The organism is Steroidobacter cummioxidans (genome assembly GCF_003104955.1).
In genome coordinates this window covers 23009-39375 of sequence record NZ_LSRW01000042.1, presented here as the reverse complement: position 1 = coordinate 39375, position 16367 = coordinate 23009, and the positions used below count along the sequence as shown (strand labels likewise).

The 16367-nt window shown below is 62.1% G+C and carries 16 protein-coding genes; 8 read left to right on the top strand and 8 right to left on the bottom strand.

Annotated elements, in window-relative coordinates:
- Positions 1-518 (bottom strand): PAS domain S-box protein (locus tag D0550_RS20300; RefSeq protein WP_116811016.1); only part of this gene is annotated, 518 nt, incomplete at its 3' end.
- A 178-nt stretch (positions 519-696) separates the two neighbouring features.
- Here D0550_RS20300 and D0550_RS20295 point away from each other — a divergent pair.
- The 4 genes from D0550_RS20295 to D0550_RS20280 all read left to right on the top strand — a co-directional run bounded on the left by D0550_RS20295 (position 697) and on the right by D0550_RS20280 (position 5949).
- Entirely contained in the window at positions 697-2499 is a 1803-nt protein-coding gene (locus D0550_RS20295; protein WP_116811015.1) for a CHASE3 domain-containing protein, read from the top strand.
- A gap of 10 nt (positions 2500-2509) precedes the next feature.
- Complete coding sequence (locus D0550_RS20290) at positions 2510-2962, top strand: universal stress protein (protein WP_116811017.1); 453 nt, start codon at positions 2510-2512, stop codon at positions 2960-2962.
- Between the two features lie 127 nt (positions 2963-3089).
- On the top strand, positions 3090-4229 hold the full coding sequence (locus D0550_RS20285) for an AMP-binding protein (RefSeq protein WP_116811014.1): 1140 nt from the start codon (positions 3090-3092) through the stop codon (positions 4227-4229).
- Positions 4230-4320: 91 nt separating this feature from the next.
- Positions 4321-5949, top strand: coding sequence for a BamA/TamA family outer membrane protein (locus tag D0550_RS20280; RefSeq protein WP_116811013.1), 1629 nt, complete (start codon positions 4321-4323; stop codon positions 5947-5949).
- On the opposite strand, the gene D0550_RS20275 is transcribed toward D0550_RS20280, so the two are convergent.
- From D0550_RS20275 to D0550_RS20245, 7 genes are read right to left on the bottom strand one after another with little or no spacing between them, the layout of a single operon-like run.
- Positions 5924-6877, bottom strand: a complete 954-nt coding sequence (locus D0550_RS20275; RefSeq protein WP_116811012.1) for a polysaccharide deacetylase family protein — start codon at positions 6875-6877, stop codon at positions 5924-5926. The genes D0550_RS20280 and D0550_RS20275 overlap by 26 nt on opposite strands.
- A 13-nt stretch (positions 6878-6890) precedes the next feature.
- Positions 6891-7976, bottom strand: a complete 1086-nt coding sequence (locus tag D0550_RS20270; RefSeq protein ID WP_116811011.1) for a bifunctional UDP-4-keto-pentose/UDP-xylose synthase — start codon at positions 7974-7976, stop codon at positions 6891-6893.
- Complete coding sequence (locus tag D0550_RS20265; RefSeq protein ID WP_116811010.1) at positions 7961-8917, bottom strand: formyltransferase; 957 nt, start codon at positions 8915-8917, stop codon at positions 7961-7963. Before D0550_RS20265 ends, D0550_RS20270 begins: the two co-directional genes overlap by 16 nt.
- Positions 8914-9894, bottom strand: a complete 981-nt coding sequence (locus D0550_RS20260; protein ID WP_116811009.1) for a glycosyltransferase — start codon at positions 9892-9894, stop codon at positions 8914-8916. The genes D0550_RS20265 and D0550_RS20260 overlap by 4 nt, the downstream gene beginning before the upstream one ends.
- Positions 9891-11012: a DegT/DnrJ/EryC1/StrS family aminotransferase gene (locus tag D0550_RS20255; protein WP_116811008.1), complete on the bottom strand. Its 1122-nt coding sequence runs from the start codon at positions 11010-11012 to the stop codon at positions 9891-9893. The genes D0550_RS20260 and D0550_RS20255 overlap by 4 nt, the downstream gene beginning before the upstream one ends.
- On the bottom strand, positions 11009-11386 hold the full coding sequence (locus tag D0550_RS20250) for a DMT family transporter (protein WP_116811007.1): 378 nt from the start codon (positions 11384-11386) through the stop codon (positions 11009-11011). The genes D0550_RS20255 and D0550_RS20250 overlap by 4 nt, the downstream gene beginning before the upstream one ends.
- Positions 11383-13071, bottom strand: coding sequence for a glycosyltransferase family 39 protein (locus D0550_RS20245; RefSeq protein WP_116811006.1), 1689 nt, complete (start codon positions 13069-13071; stop codon positions 11383-11385). The genes D0550_RS20250 and D0550_RS20245 overlap by 4 nt, the downstream gene beginning before the upstream one ends.
- 273 nt (positions 13072-13344) lie before the next feature.
- Between D0550_RS20245 and D0550_RS20240 the strand changes: the two genes are divergently transcribed.
- Genes D0550_RS20240 through D0550_RS20225 form a run of 4 tightly spaced genes read left to right on the top strand, consistent with a single transcriptional unit; the run spans position 13345 to position 16321 of the window.
- Positions 13345-13827 (top strand): TlpA disulfide reductase family protein, encoded by a 483-nt coding sequence (locus tag D0550_RS20240; RefSeq protein WP_116811005.1) that lies wholly within the window; start codon positions 13345-13347, stop codon positions 13825-13827.
- Positions 13828-13848: 21 nt separating this feature from the next.
- Complete coding sequence (locus D0550_RS20235) at positions 13849-14061, top strand: DUF4266 domain-containing protein (protein ID WP_116811004.1); 213 nt, start codon at positions 13849-13851, stop codon at positions 14059-14061.
- A gap of 21 nt (positions 14062-14082) precedes the next feature.
- Entirely contained in the window at positions 14083-15387 is a 1305-nt protein-coding gene (locus D0550_RS20230) for a DUF3570 domain-containing protein (protein ID WP_116811003.1), read from the top strand.
- 19 nt (positions 15388-15406) lie between these two features.
- On the top strand, positions 15407-16321 hold the full coding sequence (locus D0550_RS20225) for an FAD:protein FMN transferase (RefSeq protein WP_116811002.1): 915 nt from the start codon (positions 15407-15409) through the stop codon (positions 16319-16321).
- Positions 16322-16367: the final 46 nt, after the last annotated feature.

Genomic DNA, 16367 nt, shown 5'->3' with positions numbered 1-16367 from the left:
ACGCAAAAATCGTGGCTCGCCGTGGCCAGAAAACGACTCTTGCTGAGATTGGCGCGATCGGCCTCTTCACGAGCCTCGATGAGCTCCTGCTCCACGCGTTTGCGATCGGTGACATTGCGGATCGCGGCTGCCGCCCAGCCATCTCGCAGCGGACTCAAGCTGATCTCCAGCGGAAACTCACTGCCATCCGAACGACGGCCCAGCAGATCGAGGCCGGCGCCCATCGGGCGCGCGCGCGGATCCTCCGCAAAATGACGACGATGATGCGCGTGGCGCGCCTGCAATCGCTCCGGTAGCAGCACGTCGACACTGCGTCTGACAATGGCCTCGCGCCGATAGCCGAACAGATCGGACACCCGCTGATTGGCGTAAAGAATTTCCCCCGACGCGTCGACGATCAACATGGCGTCGGGCGCGAGCTCGACCAGCTCGGCGAGCAACTGCTGGTCAATCGTCATCGGCTTGTCCTCCCGCGGCGACGGCGGGGTCGAGCGAATCGCTACATCGACCGGTCTCATGCACGCAGCTCCTGCCGCAAATCATACATCCCGCCGCAAGCTATCAAATGCTCCGTTTGGCTCGTATACGTGCATCGTGGAGCAGTCCGCGCGTTCCCGAGAGGCACTAGGCGGGTCTCCTTAGTGGATTCTTTCGGCGCATTGCTACGCTGTTCGCAACGCCTGGAAAGGTGATTGCATGCGCGCGGGCTACGCCTCACTCACGGGTTTCGGCAGGAAGAACGCTGCCAGCGTCATCGCCAGCGCGCTGTTGCTTGCGGTGGTTCTTTGGATGGCGCAGCTGAGTCTGCATGAGATGCGTGATACCTCGGACCTGTCCGATCATTCCGAGGACGTGCGTCTGGCGCTGGCCGCAGTCAGCCAGTCGCTGCTCAAAATGGAAACCGGGCAGCGCGGCTACCTGTTGACGGGTCAGGACGCCTATCTGGAGCCCTACCAGGCCGGGGTCGCAGGTCTGGACGGTCAGCTGCAGGATCTGGAACGCCTGATTGCCGACAACGATCAACAGAGCGGGCGGCTGCGAACGCTGCTGCAACTGGTTGCTCAGCGCCGCGCACAGCTCAACCATGGACTGGACCTGCGTCAGACCGTCGGCATCGATGCCGCCATTGCCGATATTCAGCGCGGCGCCGGTATCGTCACCATGCGAGAGGTTTTCGACGATCTCGAAACCATGTCGGCGCAGGAAGCGCAGTTGCTGGCCGGGCGCAAGCAGCAGGAACAGGCCAGCCTGCAACGAAACTTCCATCTGATCGTGGCGTTGTCCACGGCTGCCGTGCTGTTGCTGTTGATGATGCTGTTGCGAGTGCAGCGGGAAATGACCGCCCGTGCTCAGGCGGTGCGGCAGCTCGATGAAACCAATGCAACGCTCGCCGAGGCGACGGCGAGCAAGACTCGATTTCTTTCGGCGGCCAGTCACGATCTGCGCCAGCCATTGCACTCGCTGGCTTTGTTGAACGCGGCGTTGGGCGGGCAACAGTTGAGCGCGCCGGTGCGTGCGATCGTTGCCGCTCAGAAGGATTCGCTCGATGCGATGTCCATGCTGATCAACCGGCTCCTCAACATCAGCATGATCGAATCGGGCGTCATCCAGCCGCATGTGGAGATCGTGCCGCTGGGCGTTCTGCTGGCTTCGCTGGAGACGGAGTTCCTGCCGCAGGCACGGGCGAAACAGCTGCAACTGCAGATCCTGCCGACGCAGGAAGGGGTGCGCACCGATCCGGCACTGTTGCGGGAGATCATTCAGAACCTGCTCGCCAATGCGATCCGCTACACCGATCGAGGCCAGATTTCGCTGCGAGCACGGCGTGAGGGGGATGCGGTCGTACTGGAGTGCTCGGATACCGGCCGCGGCATTCCGGAGGATCAGCTCGACCGCATCTTCGAGGAATTCCATCAGGTGCGCCAGGGCAATGGCGAGGCGCGCGAAGGCTTCGGGCTGGGACTGTCGATCGTCAGCAGGTTGACGAAGCTGCTGGATATTCCAATTGGCGTGAGCTCGAAGCCCGGGGCAGGCAGCTCATTCACGCTGAAACTCGTCGCAGCGGTTTATAGCTTGCAGCCAGCCCGCACGGTGGTGCCGATCGTACCGAGCCTCTCTCGCATGGGACGCATCCTGCTGGTGGATGACGAGGCCGCAGTGCGCGATGCGACTGCATTGTTTCTGCAGATGGATGGCCATGAAGTGAGGGCAGCGGCCTCGCCGGAGGAGGCGCTACGCGTAATCCAGCAATGGGAACAGTCTCCCGACGTGATCGTCAGCGATTTCCAGCTCAATGCAACGCTCAACGGCGCGGAGCTGATCGAGGAGCTGCGCGAGCTGTGGCAACTGGAGATCCCGGCGGTGGTGCTCAGTGGGGACACGATGAAGGTGTCACCGCGATGCGCTTCGATGAGCGCCTGTCGTGTGTTCCACAAGCCGGTGGATGCCGAAGAGTTGTCGGCGCACATTCGCAGAATTCTCGATGGCGTGCCGGCCTGAGGTGAGCACCGTGTATAAAAAAATCCTGGTGGCGGTCGATGGCAGCGCAGCGTCTCTGCGCGGGCTGGAGGAGGCCATCCGTTTGGCGAAAACGACCGGCGCGCGCCTGCTGCTCGTGCATGTTTTGAATACGCTGATCCTGGACACCGAGGTTGCCTCGACTGCCTATTACCAGGCACTAGCGGAGGAAATACGCAGCTCGGGTTTGAAGATTCTCGAACATGCCGCGATGCTGGCGTATGACGCAGGGGTGTCGTTCGAGCAAAAGCTGATCGAGAAGATCGGCGCGCACGCCTGGAAAGAGATCGTTGCGCAAGCTGGCGACTGGCACGCGGACTTGATCGTGCTCGGCACCCACGGCCGCCGTGGGCTGAAGCGACTGGTCATGGGCAGCGATGCCGAGCGCGTCTTGCGCCACTCGCCGATCCCAGTGTTGATGGTACGAGAGCAGCCGGAGGCCTGATTGACAGCTGCGTAGGCCCTCTCCGACGCCGGCCACATCAATCCTTCGTCATCCCTGACTCCCGATTGCTTGAGCCCGCGGCCAGCGTCTTACTTGGCAATCAGGTACTGGCAACGAGGGAGTGAGCATGTCGAACAGGGTGCTCGACACGCTGAACGTGATCAGTGGTGCGCTGCCAGCCATCGACGATGGCACGCTGCGGCTCAGTTACGCTGACGTGCAGCGGTCCGTAGCAGCGGAGCGGCGTTGGCTCCAGTCGATGCGAGTGCGCCGCTGCGCTTTGCTCGCTGAGAACAGCGCGCGTTGGATTCTGAGCGACCTCGCGCTGATGGCATGCGAGGCCGTGAATATTCCCTTGCCTCCGTCCTTTACTCGCGAGCAGGTGGCGCACGTGCTCGAGGAGGCCGGCATCGAGTGGGTGCTCACCGATGCAGCTGAGCGATTCCTACTCGATCATCCAGCGTTCACCTACGTCGCCAGCTCGCATCGCACTGGGTTGGCCCTGCTACGACGAGGCGGATTGCGGACCGGCCCATCGACCGAGCACATCAGCAAGGTGAGCTACACATCCGGCAGCACCGGAGCGCCCAAGGGTGTGTGCCTGGGGCATCGTGCCATCCAGGCTGTGACCGATTCGCTGACCGCGGTGACCGCGGGCTTGGGCGTGCAATCGCATCTGTGCCTGCTGCCGCTCGCAACGCTCATAGAAAACATTGCCGGCGTTTATGTATCGCTGACGATGGGCGCCAAAGTGGTGGTGCGGCCCTGCCACACGATGGGGGTGAGCTACGCGGGCCTCAATCCTCCATTGTTATTGCAGACCCTCGACGCAACGTCACCCGAGAGCATGATTCTGGCGCCTGAACTACTCAGTGTCCTGGTCGACGCCGTTCGTGGTGGCTGGCGCGCGCCGACCTCCTTGAAGTTCATCATCGTGGCTGGCGGAGCAGTGTCCACGCAGTCGTTGCAGCAGGCACGACAAGGCGGTCTGCCGGTATTTCAAGGTTACGGCTTGAGTGAGTGCGCCTCGTTGGTGTGTCTCAACACGCCGGGCCACGACAAGCTGGAGAGTGTGGGGCGGCCCTTGCCCCACGCAAAGGTTCGCATCGATGCGAACGCAGAGATCTGCGTCAGTGGCGCGACAATGACCGGATACCTCGGCGGTCCCATGCAACAAAGCTCTGAAGTGCGCACCGGTGACGCCGGCGAGATCGATGCCGACGGTTTCGTTTACGTGCGTGGCCGCATCAGGAACATAGTGAAATGAGGGAGCTGATGTCGAAGTTTCGGTGAACTATTGTTTGTTGTCGGCGGTGCGTAGCAAGGGGGTGCCGCAGTGAGGTGCGAGTTCAACTGTCATGCAGCTGGCGATGCTAATAATAATTGGGCTGCTGAGCCTCGCTGCTGCGGCAGCCGAGGCAGCCGAGCCGCCTGCCAGCTCGCTGCCCACCGGCCCCGAGCTGGAGCGCGCCGGAGCGATCGTCGGTGACATCTATATCGAAGCCCAGAATATTTTCGACCTGAGCGATCCGCGCGAAAACAAGGCGCTGTACCGGGCGGCCAACGCGATACACATAAAGACGCAGGAGCGCGTCATTCGACAGCAGCTGTTGTTTCGTTCCGGCGATCGGTACTCGGAACGCCTGCTCCAGGAGACGGAGCGCATTCTGCGCTCGGCCCGTTATTTATACGATGCCTCGGTGCGGCCGATCGCCTGGCGCGACGGTCGGGTCGACATTGCAGTGACGACGCGCGATGTCTGGACGCTCAACCCCGGCATTTCCTTCGGACGGCGCGGCGGCGCGAACTCCTACGGATTCGAGATCGAGGAGCGCAATCTCCTCGGCACTGGCACGGCGCTGTCGCTGTCCCATAAGTCGAGCGTTGATCGCGATACGAACGAGATCGAATACCAGGATCCGCACATCGCCGGCACCTGGGTATCGTTGCGAGCGCGCTATGCCAACAACAGCGATGGCTCGGCCCACGGCTTTGCCCTCGATCGGCCGTTCTATGCGCTCGACACTCGCTGGGCCGCAGGCGTGGCGGCAGGCGAGGATGAGCGCATCGATTCACTCTACGATCGCGGCAAGATCGTCGATGCGTTTCGGATGCAGCAACGCGGGGCGGGCGCATCCTGGGGCTGGTCGGGTGGGCTGCAAAACGGGTGGGCACGGCGCTGGCGGGTCGGCTGGATCTTCGACGATCGCCAGTTCGAAGCTGCGCCAGGCTGGAGCGGCGCGCTCGTGCCCGAGAATCGCAAGCTCGTCTATCCCTGGATTTCGTACGAGATGGTCCAGGACGACTATGGCAAATACATCAATCACGATCAGATCGGGCGCACCGAGGACTTTCATCTTGGCACCCGCTGGAGTGCGCTGCTGGGCTGGTCCGATACCGCCTTCGGCGCGGACCGCAAGGCTCTGATATTCGGTACCGCGGTTGCTCGTGGCATGGCTCCATCCAACAAGACGACGCTGCTGCTATCTGGCTCGTTTGGCGGGCGGCTCGAGTCTGGCGGATTGGAGAATGCGCTGTTCGATGCCTCCGCTCGCTACTACGTACAGCAGTCCTCACGGCGGTTGTTCTTTGCGTCGGTGCAGGCCACGATCGGTAGCAACCTGGATCTGGATCAGCAGGTGCTGCTCGGCGGCGACAATGGCTTGCGTGGCTATCCGCTGCGTTATCAGGGCGGCACGGCCCGCGCGCTGGCCACAGTCGAGCAACGCTATTTCACGAATTGGTATCCGTTCCGCTTGTTTCGAATCGGCGGTGCGGCGTTCATCGACGTTGGCAGAACCTGGGGCGATACCCCTGTGAATACACCGAGCCTCGGGTTGTTGAAGGACATTGGCGTCGGTTTACGATTGGCCAGTACGCGCTCCGGTCTCGGCAACGTCATTCACGTCGATCTGGCGATACCGCTGGATGGCGATCCTGCCATCGACAAGGTGCAGTTGGTCATCGAAACGAAGGCGCGGTTCTGAGTCGCTCACCGAAGGTGTCGGCGTTGGCCGCCGGTCCCTGGCAGGCGAGCTCGCCGGAGCGCCCCTTGACCTGCCCGAAAAGGATCTCATGGGCAGGCGGCAAGCTCGACAGGTGCCGGTGGATCTCTCGCAGCGCGCACGGTTGCATGCCGTGTTCGAGCCAGCGCTGTAGCAGGCTATCGAACGCCGATAACAATCGCATTCCCTCCAGCTCCGCGTGCATCGTAAAGACATGGTCCGCCGGTGCGGGCGCGATGCTGGATCGGAACATTGCATCCGCGACGTTTTCCTCTGTGCAGCCGTCGACGCCGATGAGCTCATCGAATGTCGGTAACGTCGTCGGTAGCTGAGGGCAGTTGCTACGTGCGGAGCCCATGACCGGCAGAAAGGGATCGCGACCGCGTGTATCGCTCGCATACTCAAAGCCCAGCTCAGCCTCGATGGCAGGCACGAACTCGTTCAACTGCCAGCCCGCCGCGCCGTGCACTCGGGGCCGGTCGTGAAACACGCGCTCGAAGGCCTCGACCGCGAGGCCCATTTGACGACGCGTCCAGGCAGGATCGCGGTGTCGCACGTGATCCTGCCAGAGCACGTGATCGTAGCAATGCACGCCGACCTCGAAGCCCGCATCCCTGACGGCTCGCATCGTCGCCTGCTCGCGGCGGCCGATGTCCGGGCCGGGCAGCAGCGTTCCATAGCACAGTGTTTTCCAGCCGTAGTGCCGGGTGACGGACGTGCGCACGACTTTGCCGAAGAACCCGGGGCGAAAGATTCTTTTCAGCGCTCGACCGGTGTGATCCGGTCCGAGACTGAACAGAAAAGTGGCATCGACCCGGTGACGGGTGAGAAGTCGCAACAGGCGGGGAACGCCCTCGCGAGTGCCCCGCAACGTATCTACATCGATCTTCAGCGCCACTCGCTGGGACATGGTCGAGCAGGAACTATGCGGCCGCGTCGTGCTCGCCAATCGTGGGGAGCGTTTCCGTCGGCGTGAGCTCGCGCGCCCGCTGCAGATCTTGCGCGTATGCATCGAAGATCGCCTGCAGCGCCGTGGGCATGTCAGTCTTGGGTTGCCACTTCAGGTCTTTGCAAGTGTTGTCGATGCGCGGCACCCGCGTGCGGATATCCTGATAACCGTCGCCGTAGTAGTTGTTGGAGGAGACCTCGACAATAGACACTTGTCGAGCCGACTCGCTGTACTCCGGCCGTGCACGCGCGACTTTGAGCATCATCTCGGCAAGCGCGCGGATGGAGTAGTTGTTGGCGGGATTGCCGATGTTATAGATCTTGCCGGAAGCGATGCCGCCGGGATTGTGGATGATCCGTAGCAGACAATCGACGGCGTCGTCGATGTAGGTGAACGAGCGCATCTGCGTGCCGCCGTCGACCAGCTTGATGTTCTCGCCGCGCACGATATTGCCCAGGAATTGAGTGAGCACGCGCGAGCTGCCCTCTTTGGGAGTGCTGATGCTGTCGAGGCCGGAGCCGATCCAGTTGAACGGCCGGATCAGCGTGAAATCCAGGCGCCCTTGCAGGCCATAGCTCCAGATGATGCGATCGAGCAGTTGCTTGGCGCACGAGTAGATCCAGCGCGACTTGTCGATCGGGCCGAGCACGAGCGTCGAGGAGTAGGCGTCGAACTCGGCATCGGGACACATGCCATACACTTCGGAAGTGGAGGGGAAGATCACCCGTTTGCCGTACTTCACGCAGTGCCGGATGATCTCCAGATTGGCCTCGAAGTCGAGCTCGAAGACCCTGAGCGGCTCACGCACGTAAACGGCCGGCGTTGCGATTGCCACCAGCGGCAGCACCACGTCGCACTTGCGTACATGGTATTCGACCCATTCGCGGTTGATGGTGATGTCGCCCTCGACGAAATGAAAGCGCGGGTCGCCGAGCAACGAGTCGACGCGGTCCCCCTGGAGGTCCATGCCGTACACGTGATTGTCGGTGCGCGCCAGCAATGCTCGGCTCAAGTGATGCCCGATGAAGCCGTTGACGCCAAGGATCAGGACACGTCGCATGAGACCGCCTCCAGAGTGCCAAGAGAAAGGACATTGGTGCCGCAGCTGGCGGCGAAGCAATTGGGAGTCAGCGGCTTGCCATCCAGCTGCACGGTGGGCAAGGTGAGACGGCTGCCGTCGACGCAATCGAGATAGAGCGCCAGATCGTTCGCGTACAGGCACGGCGCGAGCTGTGGAAAGCGGGCCGGCTCTCGAAGGTAGCGGCTGCCGAGCAATCGAAACGTGCGTCCGGCGCTTACGCCAAACGCGCCCGGGAAGGGCGGCGCAACCGCGCGGATCAGATTGTGAATGCGCAACGCCGGCCAGTGCCATGAGATCTGGCCATCCTCGGGACGGCGGCGGCCAAAGTAGGAACCCTGCGAAAGATCCAACGGTATGGCCGGCGCGCGGCCCGCGATGAGGTCCGGCAGCAGACGATCGAGCAACCGCTCGGCTGCAGCGGCGACCTGAAGCGATACGTCGAGCGCCGTATCTTCGATTCGGATGGGGACGCGTTCCTGACCCACCAGCGGGCCCGCATCGGGGGCGCTGCTCATGTAATGCAGGCTCGCACCCGTTTCGGTTTCGCCATGAAGGATGGCCCAGTTCACTGGCGCGCGACCGCGGTATTTCGGTAGCAGCGAGCCATGCATGTTCAGCGCGCCACGGCTGGCGAGCCCGAGCAGCTCATTGCACAGCATGTGACGATAGTAGAAGGAGAAAATGAAATCGGGCCGCAGCTGTGCGACCGCGCTTATCCACTCGCCGGTGTTCGGATCGGCGGGCGTGACCACCCCTATATGGTTCGAGCGGGCGATTTCGGCGACGCTGCGGTACCAGCGGACTTCGGACGGATCGTCTTCGTGAGAAAACACCAGCTGGACCTGGACACCGTGACGAAGCAGCACGCGCAGGCAACGTTCGCCCACTTCGCTATAGCCAAACACCACCGCGGTCGTCATCGGTCCTCCCGGTGGATGTCGCTTTCGAGGACGGCGTCGATGAGATAGCGCGGCCGGTGACGAACCTGCAGATAGATGCGTCCGATGTATTCGCCGAGCAGCCCGATGCCGAACAAAGCGATGCCGATCAACAGGAACACCAGCGCGAACAAGGTGAACATGCCTTCGGCCTCGGGACCGACCACGATCCGTCGCACCAGCAGGAACAACACGAAGCACGCCGAGAGCAGCGCGATGACGATCCCGCCCAGAGAAAACAACTGCAGTGGCACCACCGAGAAGCCGGTGACCAGATCGAAGTTGAGGCGAATCAGGCGATACAGGGAATACTTGGACTCGCCCGTGCTGCGCTCGTGATGTTGCACTGGAATCTCGGTCGGCCGCAGTGCATACAGGCTGCCGAGTGCGGGCACGAACGTGCTGACCTCGCGAGATTGATTGATGGCATCGACCACGGCGCGCGAGTACCCGCGCAGCATGCAGCCCTGATCGGTCATGCGGATGCCAGAAATGCGTGCGCGAAGTGAGTTCATGGCACTGGACGCCGCTCGCCGCCACCAGACATCCTGTCGATGCTGGCGCACGGTCCCAATATAGTCATGGCCCTGATCGAACTGCGCGACGATCTGGGCGATCTCACTGGGCGGATTCTGCAGGTCCGCATCGAGCGTCACGATCAACTCGCCGCGCGCTCGCTCGAATCCCGCGAGAATTGCGGCGTGCTGACCGAAGTTGCCGCGCAGGATCAGCAGCCGGGTGTGATCGGGGCGAGCTTGAAACATCTTGCGCAGCAGCGAGACCGATGCGTCGGTGCTGCCGTCGTCGATAAAGATGCATTCGTACGAGCGTCCCAGCGCATCGAGCGCCGGATAGAGTTGCTCGAACAATGCGGGCAGGCTGTCCTCCTCATTGAACACCGGAATCACGATGCTCAGATAGGGGGCGCGAACCGGCGTAATTAAACGTTGCACGCTCATGTCTGGTTGGTCAGAACGGCGCGAAGCTCGCGGCACACCCGACGCACGTCGTCGTCCGACATCTGTGGAAACATCGGCAATGTCACGGTCTCGCGTCCGATGCGTGCCGCGTTGGGAAACGGCCGATCGTCATAGCCGAGCTTTCGGTATGCCGTCAGCCCGGGAATCGAGGGGTAGTGCACGCCGACGCCAATGCCGCGCTTTGCCATCTCGTGCTGAAACTGCACTCTGGTGAGTCCCAGCTCGGCAAATGGCAGCAACAACGTAAAAATGTTCCAGCAATGTCCGGCGTCGCCGCGCGCCGGCAGCACGCCGGGCGGATCGATGCTCAATTCGTCGAAGTAGATGCCGGCCAAGGCACGGCGTCGCTCGCAGAATGCGTCGAGCTGCTGCAGCTGGCCCAAGCCAACGCGCGCCGCAACGTCCGACAGGTTGTACTTGCCGCCAGCCTGTATCACATCGACATTGTTGTCGGCGTCGCGCTCGATGCCGTGAAAGCGCGCCAGCTCCACATAGTGAATCTCATCGGGATGGTCGAGCACGAGGGCGCCGCCCTCGATCGTGGTCATGTTCTTGTTGGGATGGAAGCTGAAGCACGCGATGTCACCGAACGAGCCGATGCGGCGGCCGCGGCAGCTGGCGCCGATCGCATGCGCCGCATCCTCGATGACGCGCAGATTCCGACTGCGTGCCAACGCGAGCAAGCGATCCATGTCCACTGCCAGGCCGGCGAAATGCACCGGCATGATGGCTCGAGTGCGCGGTGTAATCGCAGCTTCGATGCGGGCGAGATCCAGATTGCGGCTGGCCAGCTCGACATCGACGAAGACCGGCTTGGCGCCGACTCGCAGAATGACGTTGGCGCTCGCTGCGAAGCTCATGGCCGGCACGATGACCTCATCGCCCGCACCGATGCCTGCTGCCAGCAGTGCAATCTCGAGTGCCGCCGTTGCGGAAGTAACGACTCGGACCGGACGGCCTCCGACGTAAGCCGACAAAGCGGCTTCGAACCGTGCAACATACGGCCCGGTCGCGATCCATCCGGAGCGCAACACCTGGCAGACACCGGCGATGGTTTCTTCGTCGATGCTGACACGGGCAAACGGCAGATAGGTCATGCGGGGCTCCGCGTAAGAATGCACACGCCGGCAATGATGATGGCGATGCCGACCATCTTGGTCATGGACAACACTTCGCCGAACAGCAGCATCGCGCCGATCGCGTTGACGATGTAACCCATCGAGAGCATCGGATAGATGACGCTGACCGGCGCTCGCGACAGCGCGAGCACCCAGATCAAAACACTGATCCCATAACAGGTCAGACCGCCCCACCAGCCGGCGTGCATCAGCATTCGAGGCGTCGCGGCAGTCATGCCGGACCAGCTGAGCGCAATCGGACCGGTGGCACTGGTGGCCGCCTTGAGCATGAGCTGCGCAGCAGCATTGAGCGTCACGCCAGTGATCACGAGCGTCCAGGTGATGAAGTTCATCGACGGCTCACCGCGACCCGATACCGATCGGTGCCCAACACTCGCATGGGCAGACCCACGTTGGTGAGTTGCTCATAGGTCAGATGCGGCATGATCGCGATCGCCTCTGGCGCTGCGCGCCAACGCTGTTGGAATTCTTCCATGCCCAGGCCTTTTTCAGGCTCATGTTGCAACCCATAGTCGAGCTCGCCGCGATACTCGACAAGAATCATTGTGCGCTGCAGATAAAAAGGTAACGTCTGATCGTAAGTAAACACGGTGAACATCGGCGCACGCGCGGCGAGCTCAGTCGGAATACTTGCAGTCAGATCTTTTCCAGATCGCAGCTCGCCGTCGCGACCGACTGTTGCAAACAACAGTGACAGGCCCAGAAACCATCCCACCGCGAGACTGACGAACGACCCTACCCGCTGCTCTTTTTTTGCGGCTCGATAATAGAACAGCGCGGCGACTGCTGCAGTCAGTGCATATGCGACTGCCATTGGCCGCGCCTCATAAGCTGTCGATCGCACCACCGGATTGTCCAGGGCGTTTGGTGCAATCAAAGTGAAAGCGATCAATGCTGCTGCGCTTGCGATCAAGATCCAGGCGGAAAGGTCGAGTGAGCGCATCGGTGTCGATGTTTGTCGGGCGGCCGTCAGCAGCGCGAGCGCGGGCAGGACAGGCAATATATAAGGCGGCAGCTTCGAGCCGGAGACAGAGAAAAACACCATCAAAAAGATGCACCAGACCCACAGCAGGCGGCACACATCGAACTGCCCTCGTGGCGCGGTGGTGCGCCATCCTCGAAGCAGCGCGCTCGACATCTGCCATGTCCAGGGCAAGGTGCCGGCCGCGAAGATGGCGATGAAGTACCACCAGGCCTCGACCCGATCGGCGTTGTCCGTGAGATAGCGCTGCAGATGCTCGTGAACAAAAAAGAACTGCAGGAAATCGGGGTTGGCTCGCGAGGCCAGCACGAACCACGGCACCGTGATGATCAGCACGATCGCGAGCCCGGGTAGCAGTCGCAAGGCACGCCATGCATCCCAGTCGCGTTGCCAGAGCATATAAATAGAGAGCACGGAGCCGGCGATGAGCAGCGCGACGATGCCTTTGGTCATGACCGCCAGCCCGAGCATCGCCCAGCTCAGCAGCATCCACCAGCCGCTGGCCCGGCGCGCGGATATTCGATTCAACTGCGCCATGCAAAAGCAGCACAGCATGGCGGTGAGCAGGAAGGTGAACGTCATGTCCAGCGTGAGCAACTGCCCCATGACGAAATACAGCAGGCTCGATCCCAGCAGTGCGGCTGCGATGGCGCCCGTGCCTGTATCCCATAGACGCCGCCCGAGCAAAAATATCAGCACGACGTTGAGCCAGGCCGACAGTGTCAGGCACAGACGCGCACTCCATTCACTCGGTCCGAACACCTTATAAGAGAGTGCAGTGGCCCAGTACTGCAGCGGCGGCTTTTCCAGGTAGGGCAGGTCGTTCAGACGCGGTGTCACCCAATCGCCGGACACGAGCATCTCGCGCGGGATTTCCGCATACCGTCCCTCGTCTGGATGGGTCAACGGACGGCCGGCGGGCAGCAGGAACCAGATCGCTGTCAGCAGCGCGAGGGCCAGTGAAACATAAATCAGCTGCGACGCTGCCAACGGCGTCGCGCGAAGGCGCATCTCCTGCGTCATCAAGCTGCTCATCTCACCCTCGGTGAGCACCAGCGCGTGCGAAAACGACTCTGGTGCAGTTGCTCGTCTGAGTTAGACGGTCAAAGGCGCAAATATCAGTCGGCAAGTTGGCAGAGAATTCTCAGCCCGGTGCGTACGCGGTACACGACGGATATCCCCGCATTCATTTATGGAAACCACTCGGATAAAGGGGCCCGACGACGCCTCGGGAAAAAGCTGTCGGGCCGCGATTGATTTTCTGCGGCGCTGCGTCCAACGGCGAATGGGACACCGCCTTGGCGAGCTATGAACCGATTCCGCGTTGCTTCACTGCGCGATAAATGCCGTCAGATCATGTTGTTGGTCGCGCTCGCCTGGCTGGCGCCGGCAGCGGTGGCGGCCGATGACCCGCTCGGCCTGAGCCAGTTGCGGGGCAAAGTCGTCATCGTCGATTTCTGGGCGTCCTGGTGCGCGCCGTGTCGGCAATCCTTTCCGTGGCTCAACGAGATGCAGGCCAAGTATCGCGACCGCGGTCTGGTCGTGATCGGCGTCAATGTCGATCGCGAGCGGACCGAAGCCGATCGCTTCCTCGCGCAGACGCCAGCTGCATTCAAGATTGTGTACGACCCGGACGGCGCACTCGCGGCGCGTTATCAGGTTCCGGGCATGCCCAGCTCATACCTCATCGGGCGCGATGGTCAGCAGGCCGGCGTGCATATTGGTTTTCGTAAAGGCGCGCGCGAGCAGCGTGAGGCAGAGCTGCAGCGCTTGCTCGCTGACGCGCAATGAATCAGTGAACGGGAGAGACGCATGAAAGCATTTGGATTGCTGGCGGCCTGCCTGGCGTTGCCCGGCTGCGCCAGTGTTGGCGTAGAGCCCTGGCAGCGCGACGTGCTGGCGCGACCCGAGATGTCCTTGGATGCAAACCCCATCGATGCGGCCATCGACGATCATATCTATTTCAGCAAAGAGGCCTCCAGCGGCGGGCGCGGTTTCGGCGGTGGTGGCTGCGGTTGCAACTGACGAGCGGCAAAGAGGACACGCATGCGCGACGATAAGAATCTCGGAGCCACGCTCGCAGCGGCCACTTGTGCTCTGCTAGGCGCCAACGCGGCACCGGTCATGGCAGACGAAGCCGAGCGCTGGTCGTTCGATACTGCGCTGCTGTACTACGGCGAGAACGACGATCGGGTGCAAGATGTCAGCGCCAGGATCGGTGCACGACGCGCCTTCGATGACGAACGCTCGCTAAATGTCACACTGACCGCGGATACGCTCACTGGCGCTTCGGCGAGCGGCGCGATTGCTAGCGATGTGCCGCAGACTTTTACGAGTCCGTCTGGGAAAGCGGTCTACACGACGCCGGCAGGGAAGACCCCGCTCGACGATACTTTTCACGACACGCGGTTTGCGCTCAACGCGAGTTGGAGCCAGCCGCTCGCGAGGCTTTACACGTTTTCGGCGGGCCTCGGGTTCTCCACCGAGTACGACTACATGCACCTCGGCGCAAATCTTTCGCTCGCGCGCGACTTCAACAAGCGCAACACGACGCTCAGTGCCGGTCTGGCCTGGTCGCAAGACGACGTCGATCCGGTCGGCGGCGCGCCCGTGCCGTTGTCCCAGATGCAGGACGTGGGCAACTCGAGCAACAAGCGCAGTAGTGACAGCAAGGATATTGTCGATGTGCTGTTCGGCGTGACGCAGGTCCTGTCACGCAATACGGTGCTGCGCGTGAACTATTCATATAGTCAGTCGAGCGGCTATTTGAATGATCCGTACAAGATCTTGAGCGTCGTGGACGGTACTACCGGCGACACGATCCTGCGCATTCCGGCGGCGGCGGGGCCAGGGCCCAGTGGTATCTATCGCTACGAGAGCCGGCCGGACTCGCGCGTGAAGCACAGCTTGTACGCCGAGATGAAACATGCGTTCGGCGTGCCGGTGTTGTATGGCTCATATCGGTTCATGACCGACGATTGGGGCATCGACTCGCACACCGGCGAAGTACGTTTGCGCTGGCCGGTGGGCAGCGTCAGCTACGTGGAGCCGGTGCTTCGCTACTATATGCAGTCGCAAGCGGACTTCTATCATCCGAGCCTGGTGCAGGGCGCGGCCTTGCCGACATATGCGTCAGCGGACTTTCGCTTGGGTGAGTTCGATGCGGTCACCGTCGGCATGAAGTTCGGCTATCAAACCCTGGGCGGCAACGAGTGGAGCGCTCGCCTGGAGTATTACCAGCAGAACGGCACGATCTCGCGGAACCAGCTGATCGGCAATCAGTTCGCGCGCGAGCAATATCCGGACTTGAAAGCGGTGATTGCCCAGTTCGGTTACCGATTCGGGTTGTAGGGCGGGCGATCGCGCAGTCATGTCGGACGCCATTTCGCCCAGCGCGCCCATCACCCTGCACCGTGAAGCCGGTCATTGGACGGGCCGCTTCACGGCGATGGCTTCGCCATGTGAAGTGCTCATCGAAGAGGCGCCCGAAGCGCTCGCTCGTCAGATCGTGGAAGTCGCTGCCGCCTGCGCGCGAGGAATCGAGCGAAAGTTCAGCCGCTATCGGTCGGATGGCGTCGTACACATGATCAACTCGAGCGCAGGCCGCGCGGTCGTGCTCGACGAAGAGTCGGCTGCGCTGATCGATTTCGCCGAGACGTTGACCAGGACGTCGGAAGGGCGTTTCGACATCACCTCGGGCGTGCTGCGCACTGTTTGGACGTTCAACGGTGGCAGCGTCGTTCCCACGCAGGCGGAAATCGATGCTGTGATGACTTGCGTCGGGTGGCATCGAGTTCAGTGGCGCAGGCCAGTGTTGCAGCTCCGGCCGGGCATGCAAATCGACCTCGGGGGTATCGGCAAGGAATATGCGGTGGACCTGACGGCGGCGCGCGTCGAGGAGATCGCGCCAGGGTCGAGCTGCTTGATCAACTTCGGCGGCGACGTCGTAGTACGCAATCCAAGGAAAGACGGGCGCCCGTGGCGCGTTGGCATCGAAGCAGCCGAGCGCTCCGGAGCGGCTTTGCATGTCGTGCATCTGACGCGCGGCGGCCTGGCGACCAGCGGCGACTCGCGACGCTTCGTTGTTCACCAGGGTCGCCGCTATTCACACATCATCGACGCGCGCACCGGGTGGCCAGTACCCGATGCTCCTCATTCGATAACAGTCGCTGCCGACACGTGTACCCAAGCGGGCACGCTGACGACACTCGCGATGCTGCAGGGGAGGCAGTGCGAGCAGTTGCTGCGAGCCAGTGGCGCGAAGTACTGGATTCAACCGGCCTGAACTCGCTCTCGACCTCCTGATCATTCCTGCGCTGCTGCACGTGCGC

Bases quoted from the DNA above. Each gene is read 5' to 3' on its own strand.
- D0550_RS20280 (WP_116811013.1), top strand. From the start codon at position 4,321: ATGCAGCTGGCGATGCTAATAATAATTGGGCTGCTGAGCCTCGCTGCT.
- D0550_RS20265 (WP_116811010.1), bottom strand. From the start codon at position 8,917: ATGACGACCGCGGTGGTGTTTGGCTATAGCGAAGTGGGCGAACGTTGC.
- D0550_RS20240 (WP_116811005.1), top strand. From the start codon at position 13,345: ATGAACCGATTCCGCGTTGCTTCACTGCGCGATAAATGCCGTCAGATC.
- D0550_RS20275 (WP_116811012.1), bottom strand. From the start codon at position 6,877: ATGTCCCAGCGAGTGGCGCTGAAGATCGATGTAGATACGTTGCGGGGC.
- D0550_RS20235 (WP_116811004.1), top strand. From the start codon at position 13,849: ATGAAAGCATTTGGATTGCTGGCGGCCTGCCTGGCGTTGCCCGGCTGC.
- D0550_RS20260 (WP_116811009.1), bottom strand. From the start codon at position 9,894: ATGAGCGTGCAACGTTTAATTACGCCGGTTCGCGCCCCCTATCTGAGC.
- D0550_RS20225 (WP_116811002.1), top strand. From the start codon at position 15,407: ATGTCGGACGCCATTTCGCCCAGCGCGCCCATCACCCTGCACCGTGAA.
- D0550_RS20230 (WP_116811003.1), top strand. From the start codon at position 14,083: ATGCGCGACGATAAGAATCTCGGAGCCACGCTCGCAGCGGCCACTTGT.
- D0550_RS20270 (WP_116811011.1), bottom strand. From the start codon at position 7,976: ATGCGACGTGTCCTGATCCTTGGCGTCAACGGCTTCATCGGGCATCAC.
- D0550_RS20245 (WP_116811006.1), bottom strand. From the start codon at position 13,071: ATGAGCAGCTTGATGACGCAGGAGATGCGCCTTCGCGCGACGCCGTTG.
- D0550_RS20295 (WP_116811015.1), top strand. From the start codon at position 697: ATGCGCGCGGGCTACGCCTCACTCACGGGTTTCGGCAGGAAGAACGCT.
- D0550_RS20255 (WP_116811008.1), bottom strand. From the start codon at position 11,012: ATGACCTATCTGCCGTTTGCCCGTGTCAGCATCGACGAAGAAACCATC.
- D0550_RS20285 (WP_116811014.1), top strand. From the start codon at position 3,090: ATGTCGAACAGGGTGCTCGACACGCTGAACGTGATCAGTGGTGCGCTG.
- D0550_RS20250 (WP_116811007.1), bottom strand. From the start codon at position 11,386: ATGAACTTCATCACCTGGACGCTCGTGATCACTGGCGTGACGCTCAAT.